The sequence below is a fragment of the Sphingomonas sp. S-NIH.Pt15_0812 genome (assembly GCF_003951315.1).
Taxonomy (GTDB): domain Bacteria; phylum Pseudomonadota; class Alphaproteobacteria; order Sphingomonadales; family Sphingomonadaceae; genus Sphingomonas.
The window spans coordinates 1-8368 of the sequence record NZ_QLJH01000065.1 but is presented as its reverse complement, the minus strand read 5'-3'; the positions used below and the strand labels follow the sequence as shown (position 1 = coordinate 8368).

Here is an 8368-nt window from a genome sequence, read left to right as displayed (position 1 = left end):
GCGGTGGAGGCCGCCGGGGTTGCGGCCGCGTCGACCGCAAGCGGCGTGATCGCCAGCGTCATATCGTCCATCACGAAGATGAACACGTCCTCCACGGCGCTGGCGGGCTCGTCGGTCTCGACCGTCACGTCCCAGCCGATATGGCAATGGGTCGGGTTGAGCTCCTCCAGGATCGGCAGCTGGTCGGTCAGGGCGACGATGCGGCAGGGGCCGAGATCGCGCAGCTCGTCGAGCAGCATCAGCGGGTTGGTGCCGTTCGCCATGCAATCGGCGGGCAGGCGGAAGACGACGTGCCAGCCCTGGCCGGCGACCTTGGCGGCGGGGGCGGCCGGCGGCGCGCCGGCGGCCTCCGCGATCGCGGCCTCCAGCGCGGCGAGGATGGCGTTGCCCGCCGTCTCGCCGCCGGTGGCGCGGCCGTCGAGCAGCGCGCGCATATGATCCTGCGCCGACAGGATCACCGCGACCAGTTGCGACGTGGCCGGCACCACCCCTTTCCGCACCTTGTCGAAGGCGCTTTCGCAATGATGGGTGAACTGGGCCAGCGCGTCGAAGCCGAACATCGCGCCCGAGCCCTTCAGCGTGTGGAGCCCCCGGAACACGGCGTTGACCAGGTCCATGTCGCCGAGGCGATGCTCCATGTCGAGCAGCGCCTGCTCCACCTCGTCGAGCAGTTCTCCGCCTTCGATGCGGAAGGCGGCGATCGGATCGGTCGCGCTCATTTCCCCAGCACCTTGCGCGCGATCTTGATGAGCTGGTCGGGGACGAAGGGCTTGACCAGCCAGCCCGTGGCCCCGGCGGCGCGCGCCTGCGCCTTGATGTCGGCATCGGATTCGGTGGTCAGGAAGATGATCGGCGTGCCGGCATGCCGCGCATCCTTGCGCAGCTCGCGGATCATGGTCAGGCCGTCCATATTGGGCATGTTCAGGTCGGTGACGATCATGTCGTACCGCCCCGCATTGGCCTTGGTCATGCCGTCGACGCCGTCGACCGCCTCCGTCACATCATAGCCCGCGCCGGTCAGCGCCAGACGGATGGCGAGGCGCAGGCTGGTCGAGTCATCTACCGTCAGGATGGATGCCGTCATGATTGGCGCTCTCCGTGAAACCAGAATTGAAGGTCGTCCGCATTCGCGGCGGCGAGAAAGCCGGCGCGCTCCAGCACGGCGGCGATGGCGGGGTTGGCGGGGGTGCGCAGCTGCACCGCGCCGCCGCGTGCGGCCATGTCGCGCCGCGTCACTTCGATCAGCTGGAGCAGGCTGAGATCGGCCTCGACGACCGCATCGGCATCGATGGTCAGCGTCGTATCGGCGCGCGCCATTCCGTCCGCCAGTTGGGCAGCGAGGATCGCGGCTTCCCTGACGGTGGCTGACTGGTCCAGGGTGATGAGCATGGGAGCCTGTCCGTTGTAATTCCGCTAACCATTATAGATGGCGGCAAACCCGCCCGGACGGCGTGGGGGGGATATGTTGCGGCGGGCCCTGGCAACGGGCGGCCCGCCGTTACGGGATCATCGGATCAGTAGATGTCGCGCCGGTAGCGGCCATCGGCCAGCATCGCTTCCAGCGTCGCATCGCCCAGTATGGCGGCGAGCGCGGCATGGACGCCGGGCGCCATGCCGGTCACGCTGCCGCAGACCAGGATGGCGGCGCCCGCCGCCACCGCGTCGCGGATCAGGTCGGCATGGTCCGCCACGGCATCCTGCACATAGCGCGGCCCCTGACCCCATCGCGACCAGGCGGCGATGGTGCGGGTCAGCACCCCTGTGGCGGTGAGCGCGGCGCGGTCCGGGGCATGGAAATCATCCTGCGCCGGGTGCCGCTCGCCGAAGAAGAGGATGGCCGGGCCGCCGCCGCGCTCGGCACGGGCGCGCAGATGCGCCATCAGGCCGGCCAGGCCGGTGCCATTGCCGATCAGGATCAGCGGCGTCGCCGGATCGGCGGGCGCGTGGAAGCCGGGATTGCGGCGGATGCGCGCCCGGATCACGCCGCCCAGCGGCGCTCCCGCCGTCAGCCAGCCGGAGCCCAGCCCGGCAAAGCCGTCCGCCGCGCGGCATTGCCGGACGATCAGCTCGACCTGCCCGGCAGCCGGGAGGGAGGCGATGGAATATTCCCGGTGCGGCAGTGGCTTGAGCGTGTTGGGGTCGATCGCGCCGGTGGCATCCTCCGGAAGGATGCGGGTCATCAGCGCGGCGCGGAGGTCGGCATCGGCGGACCGGCCGGCATGGTCCAGAAAGGCGTCGACCCGCGCCGGATCATGCTGCGGCAGGATCTCGACGATATCGCCCGCCTGCCAGGCCAGGTCGGCCGGATCGAGCGGGGCGAGCGCGACATGCCACGCGCCGTCGCCCTGGCTGCCGGGGTTGAGCAGGCGACGCTCGACCAGCCGCCACTCGGTCATCGGGGCGGGGGCCCAGTCGGACTGGTCGGTCCGTGCGCCGAGCCCGGCCAACTGCTGCTGCCAGTGGCGTTGCGCATCGGCATCCTCGCCGTCCATCTCGACCGGATCGAACAGCCGCGTCGCGCCGCCCGCGTGCAGCCAGCGGTCGACCCGGTGGCCGAAGGCGCAGAAATCCGGATATTCGCGGTCGCCAAGCGCCAGCACGGCATAGCGGAGTTGCGATAGATCGTCCGGGGCCTGTTCCATCCGGCGGGCAAAGGCGCGGGCGGCGTCGGGCGGCTCGCCTTCGCCATAGGTGCTGGCGACGACGAACAGGCACTGCGCCCCCGCCAGCGTCGCGCCGTCCAGCGCGGCGAGAGGCAGGGCGGTGGCGTCGGGCAGGGCGCGCGCGGTCAGCCGGGCGATCCGTTCCGCCGTGCCGGTCTGGCTGGCATAGGCGACCAGCGTCGTCGTGCCCGCCGCCCGCTCGGTGGCGGGGGCATCGGCCAGGACCTGCGCCAGCGCCGCCTTGCGCCGCCGGCGCGCGAAATAGAGCAGGAAGCCGGTGATGGTGAAGAGCGGCATCGTCAGGCTGGCGAGCATGATGCCGACCCGACCGATGATGCCGAAATAGGCGCCGCGATGGATTTCATAGACGCTGGTGACGATGTCCGCGCCCACCGCCCGGTCGGCATAGCGGGCGTCCGACAGGACCGCGCCGGTGCGGCTGTCGATCGAGAGTTCGTCGGAGACGCGATCGTGCCGTGCGCCGGGCAGCTTGGCGCGGAACTGCACGGCGGTGCCGTCGCGCGCGCTGGCGGTGACGTCGTCATAGGTACGACCGGCCGTGGCCTGGGCGAAGCCGGTCCAGGCGCGCGTCCAGTCGACCGGCGTTTCGTCGCCATCCTTCTTGGCGCGCTTGTCGTGCGGGGGGCGGGGGCGTTCGGCGCTGAGCAGATGCTGGACGCCATCGCGATACCAGCCATAGGACCACCACAGGCCGGTGCCGGCGCTGACCAGATAGAAGACCAGCACCCAGCCGCCGATCACCGCATGGAGCGCGCGGTAGAAGTTGCGTCCGGTCATCCGCCAGTCGAGCACCAGCCAGTTGCGCCAGTCGAGCGGCCGGCGCGGCCAGCGCAGATACAGGCCCGACAGCGCGAAGTAGATCAGCGAGAGCGATGCAAAACCGGTGATCTGCCGGCCCCAGCCATTGCCATGGCCGGGCAGCGCCAGCCAGCGGTGCAGATCCTCAACCACCTCGAACAGGCCCGAACCGCGCGCCTCGGCGAGCAAACGGCCGGTGGCGGGATCGAGATAGCGGCGCTGGGGTTCCTTCGAACCCTTGGGCGCATAGCTGATCGCGGCCGCGCGGCTCGGGTCGGACGACAGGATCACCCGGACGATTCGCCCCGCCGGCAGTTGCGCGCGGGCGCGATCGATCAGGACGGGGGCGGGGAGCGGCGGGGTCGGGCCGGGCGTGACGGTGACGATGCCGGGATTGATCGCCGCCAGGATCTCCGGCTCGAAGCTCATCAGCCCGCCGGTCACGCCCATGACGGCCAGCACGAGGCCGGCGGTGATGCCGAGGAACCAGTGGATTTGAAAAAGGACCGTCCGCGTCATCGCCCTATCGATATAATCTTGTTATTGATAGTCACTCGCGTTAGCCGGCGCGCCGCATAGGGTCAATGATTACGACAGGGAAACGATCATGGGTATCGCGCGGGTTGTGGGGCTGGTGGCGCTGGCGGCGGCGCAACAGGCCATGGCCGAAACGCCGGCCGCCAAGGGGAACGCTGCGATCCCGGTGGTGGTGGCGGCCGCCGATGACGATACGCAGGCCGGTGGGGACACGATCGTCGTCACCGCCGCGCGCACGGTGCTGCCACCCAACGCCCTGCCGCTGACCATCGACATCATCGACAAGCCGGTGCTCGACCAGCAGATCGCGATTTCCGGCAGCATCACCGATGCGGTCGCGACACTGACGCCCAGCTTCTCGCCGACGCGCGGCAAGCTGTCGGGCGCGGGCGAGACGCTGCGCGGCCGCTCGCCGCTCTATGCGATCAACGGCATTCCGCAGACGACGCCCCTGCGCGACGGCAGCCGCGACGGCTTCACCATCGACGGATTCTTCATCGACCGGGTCGAGCTGATCTACGGCTCCAACGCTTTGCAGGGGGTGGGCGGCACCGGCGGCATCGTCAACCAGGTGACGGTCGGCCCACCGCGCACCGAGGGCGTGTCGGGGCGCGTGCTGGTGCAGGGCAGCGCGGCAGACCGGTTCGAGGACGACTCGCTCGGCGGCAAGGCGGCCGGGCTGGTCCAGTACAAGGCCGGCCTGTTCGACGCGACGGTGGGGGCCTCCTATGAGAAGCGCGGCGCCTTCTACGACGCGCGGGGGCGACGGATCGGCGTCAACCTGACGCAGGGCGAGACGCAGGATTCGCGCGCGCTCGACCTGTTCGGCCGGTTCGGACTGGCGGTGCGACCGACCGGGCGGCTCGACCTGATCGTCAACCGTTTCGCCCTGAACGGCGACGGCGATGATGTCGCGCTCGCGGGCAACCGGTTGCGTGGGCTGCCGACCAGTTCGGTGCGTGGCCATCCGGGCGGCAAGTCCGCCGCCAATCGGGCGGAGGCGGTGTCGCTGTCCTATACCGATAGCGACATCGGCGGCGGCGCCCTGACCGCGCAGCTCTTCTTCAACCGGACGCACGACACGTTCGGTCGCGAGCTGACGCCGATCGCGACCTTCCAGGACCCCGCCATCGCGCCGGTCGGCACGCTGCTCGACCAGTCGGAGAACCGCTCGCGCAAGCTGGGTGCGCGCGCCAGCTATGAACGCGCGGTGCTCGGCTGGGAGGCGCTGGTCGCGACGATCGGGTTCGACAGTCTGTTCGATCGGACCGAGCAGCGGCTGATCGGCACCAACCGCGTCTGGGTGCCGCCCTCGGACTTCCAGAACCTGGCGCCCTTCGTGCAGGCGAACCTGAAGCTGGTGGACGGGCTGGTGCGGCTGGCGGGCGGCGTCCGGTGGGAGAATGTGAAGGTCCGCATCGACGATTACCACACGCTCGCCTCCACCACCTATGACGGCCGGAACCCGGCGACTTATGGCGGCGTGTCGGTGAAGGGCGGCACGCCCGGCTTCGACCAACTGCTGAAGAATGGCGGCGTGATCGTCGAACCGATGGCCGGCATCCGCGCCTATGCCAGCTATGCGGAAGGGTTCACCATGGCCGATATCGGCCGCATCACCCGTGCGGTCGGCACGCCGGGCACCGACTTGGGCAATTTCCGCGCGATCGATCCGGTCATCTCCAATAATCGCGAGATCGGTGTCGAGGTGAAGCGCGGGCCGCTGGATGCCAGCGCCACCTATTTCTGGTCGTCGAGCGACAAGGGACAGTTGCTGATCGCACTCAGCAACGAGAATTTCCAGGTACAGCGCCAGCGCGTCGAGATCGAGGGGCTGGAGATCAATCTGGCGGTGCGGATGCCGATCGACGGGCTGCGGCTGTCGACCGGCTACGCGCATATCGCGGGCCGCTACGACAGCGATACCCGCGCACCGGACGGGGTGGTCGATACCGATCTGGACGGGACCAACATCTCCCCCGATCGGCTGAACGCCGCCGCCGACTTCGCCCGCGGTCCGCTCTCCGCGCGGGTGCAGACCCAGGTCTACTTCGCGCGCACCTTCCACGGCAAGGCGAACCCGGACCCGCGCAACGATTTCGGCGGCTATACCGTCACCGACGCGTCGCTCCGCTACCAGACGAAGATCGGCGGCCTCTATCTGACCGCGCAAAACATCTTCAATCGCTTCTATATCGATTACAACAGCGACACGCGGCTGCCCACCGACATCCTCAACTATTATGCCGGGCGGGGGCGGTCGTTCACGCTGGGCTGGGACATGCGGTTCTGACGCCGGTGCTCCTGCGGAAGCGGGCGCATTGCTTGCCCTACAGATCGTCGGGCGAGCGGGCGGGGTCGATCACCAGCAGCAGGCGACGGCCCCCGGTGGCAAGGATCGGCGGCGAACGGTGGAGGATGGGCGGCGGGTCGAGCCGCCGCCGCCCCTTGAACACACCGACATCGCCGGTCGCGAGCGCGTGGATCGTCTCCGGCGCGTCGGCGTGGCGCCATTGGGTGGCGGGGCCGATATAGGTGCAGAGCAGCCGCAGCGTGACATAGTCGGCATGGAAACGGCGGCAGGCGTCGGTCTCGATCACCTCCAGCTTGACGGTCAGCCGCTGCACCCCCGTCAGGCGGGACTGGCAATGGACGAGCCGATCGATGTCCGCCGCCAGCAGCGCGGCGGCGTCGTCGGGATAGCCGGCGTCGGCAAGCGCGGCGTGGATCGGCGTTCCCGCGTCCAGATCGATCACCACGTCGTCGAGTCTATCCAGGTCGAGCGTGGCGAGGATCGCCTGGAACAGGGGCGGGAGGCGGCGCGTCCAGATCGCCAGCGCCGCGTCCGGCGCTTCGATCGCGGTCAATATCGTCTCCTCGCCGCCGGCCGTCACCGGCCGGTCGATGACGGCGATCGTCATTCCGCCGGCTCCAGCGCACGCTCGCCCCAGGCGGGGAAGGGATCGCGCAGGCCGCGCCACAGATCGGGCGTGAAGGCGGCGGCGGGCACCAGGCAGCGGTCCAGCGCCCGGCGGATCCGCGCCTCGTCCATGCCGATGCCGATGAACACCAGTTCCTGCCGCCGGTCACCCCAGGACGGGTCCCAGTGTTTCGCGACGAACCGTTCGAACTGCCCATCCACGGGCCAGTGATGCCTGGGCACCGCCGCCCACCAGCGGCCCAGCCGCGCGCTCGTCGTCTGGCTGCCCGCCACCGCCAGTTCGCCGACCCAGTCGGGTCGCGTCGCCAGCCAGAAATGGCCCTTGGCGCGCACCACATGGTCGAGGCCGCCGGTGGTCAGAACGTCGTGGAAGCGGGCGGGGTCGAAGGGCTGGCGGGCGCGATAGACGAAGCTCTCTATGCCATATTCCTCCGTCTCCGGCTGGTGATGCGCATAGCCGTACAGTTCCTTGGCCCAGAGCGGGTGGCGCGACGCCTTGTCCTCGTCGAACAGGCCGGTGGCGAGCAGCAGGTCGAGATCGACCCGGCCGTGATCGCAGGGCACGATCACCGCATCGGCGTTGAGGCTGGCGACCAGCTTCTTCACGATGCCGAGCTGTTCGGCGGACACCGACGACGCCTTGTTGACGACGACCACATCGGCGAACTCGATCTGCTCGACCAGCAGGCCGACCAGGCTGCGCCGGTCGTCCTCGCCCAGCGTCCCGCCCCGATCGGCCAGGAAATCCTGGCTCGAATAGTCGGCCAGCAGGTTCACCGCGTCGACCACCGTCACCATCGTGTCGAGCCGCGCGACATCGCCCAGCGACACGTCGTTCGCGTCGCGGAAGGAGAAGGTGGTGGCGACCGGCAGCGGTTCGGAGATGCCGGTACTCTCGATCACCAGATAGTCGAACCGGCCCGCCTCCGCGAGCGTGCGGACCTCCGCCAGCAGGTCGTCGCGCAGCGTGCAGCAGATGCAGCCATTGGTCATCTCGACCAGCGCCTCCTCCGATCGCGACAGCGCCGCCTCGCCGCCGCGCACCAGATCGGCGTCGATGTTCACCTCTGACATGTCGTTGACGATCACCGCGACGCGTCGCCCTTCGCGATTGGCGAGGATATGGTTGAGCAACGTCGTCTTGCCCGCGCCGAGGAAGCCGGACAGCACCGTGACCGGCAGCCGGTTGTCTTTGGGGGAGGGAAATGCCATCGCCATTGTCCATCTTAGATACGTTACAACGTAACATAGAGAGCAGCTGTGGTTTTTGTCCAGTGGGTTTAGACCATGATGACATCAGGCTGACGCATATCCGGAGTTGCGCAGATAGTTGCGGCACTCGTCTGGTGAGAAGGCATTGAGGAGCGATCCGACACGGCGCCATGTTGCTTCATGGGATCGCTCTGCG

General features: G+C 69.0%; 7 protein-coding genes and 1 pseudogene. 1 reads left to right on the top strand and 7 read right to left on the bottom strand.

The genetic code is table 11. The features are described from left to right. The 4 genes from BRX43_RS19490 to BRX43_RS19475 all read right to left on the bottom strand — a co-directional run. The coding region (locus tag BRX43_RS19490; protein ID WP_206433306.1) for an Hpt domain-containing protein at positions 1-719 on the bottom strand (719 nt) is incomplete at its 3' end. Continuing rightward, complete coding sequence (locus tag BRX43_RS19485) at positions 716-1084, bottom strand: response regulator (protein ID WP_125996719.1); 369 nt, start codon at positions 1082-1084, stop codon at positions 716-718. The genes BRX43_RS19485 and BRX43_RS19490, both read right to left, overlap by 4 nt. Beyond that, the gene (locus BRX43_RS19480) at positions 1081-1389 is read right to left on the bottom strand and encodes an STAS domain-containing protein (RefSeq protein ID WP_125996718.1); all 309 of its coding nucleotides are present in this window, start codon (positions 1387-1389) and stop codon (positions 1081-1083) included. Before BRX43_RS19480 ends, BRX43_RS19485 begins: the two co-directional genes overlap by 4 nt. A gap of 125 nt (positions 1390-1514) precedes the next feature. After that, a complete protein-coding gene (locus tag BRX43_RS19475; protein ID WP_125996717.1) occupies positions 1515-4001 on the bottom strand; it encodes a sulfite reductase flavoprotein subunit alpha in 2487 nt (828 codons plus the stop codon). An 88-nt stretch (positions 4002-4089) separates the two neighbouring features. Between BRX43_RS19475 and BRX43_RS19465 the strand changes: the two genes are divergently transcribed. Continuing rightward, positions 4090-6312, top strand: coding sequence for a TonB-dependent receptor (locus tag BRX43_RS19465; RefSeq protein WP_241215093.1), 2223 nt, complete (start codon positions 4090-4092; stop codon positions 6310-6312). A 37-nt stretch (positions 6313-6349) separates the two neighbouring features. On the opposite strand, the gene BRX43_RS19460 is transcribed toward BRX43_RS19465, so the two are convergent. From BRX43_RS19460 to BRX43_RS20660, 3 genes and pseudogenes are all read right to left on the bottom strand, one after another. Then, the gene (locus tag BRX43_RS19460; RefSeq protein ID WP_125996716.1) at positions 6350-6940 is read right to left on the bottom strand and encodes a DUF1826 domain-containing protein; all 591 of its coding nucleotides are present in this window, start codon (positions 6938-6940) and stop codon (positions 6350-6352) included. Beyond that, a complete protein-coding gene (locus BRX43_RS19455; protein WP_125996715.1) occupies positions 6937-8172 on the bottom strand; it encodes a GTP-binding protein in 1236 nt (411 codons plus the stop codon). The genes BRX43_RS19460 and BRX43_RS19455 overlap by 4 nt, the downstream gene beginning before the upstream one ends. A gap of 84 nt (positions 8173-8256) precedes the next feature. Beyond that, a pseudogene (locus BRX43_RS20660) lies at positions 8257-8368 on the bottom strand (IS630 family transposase); the annotation flags it as partial.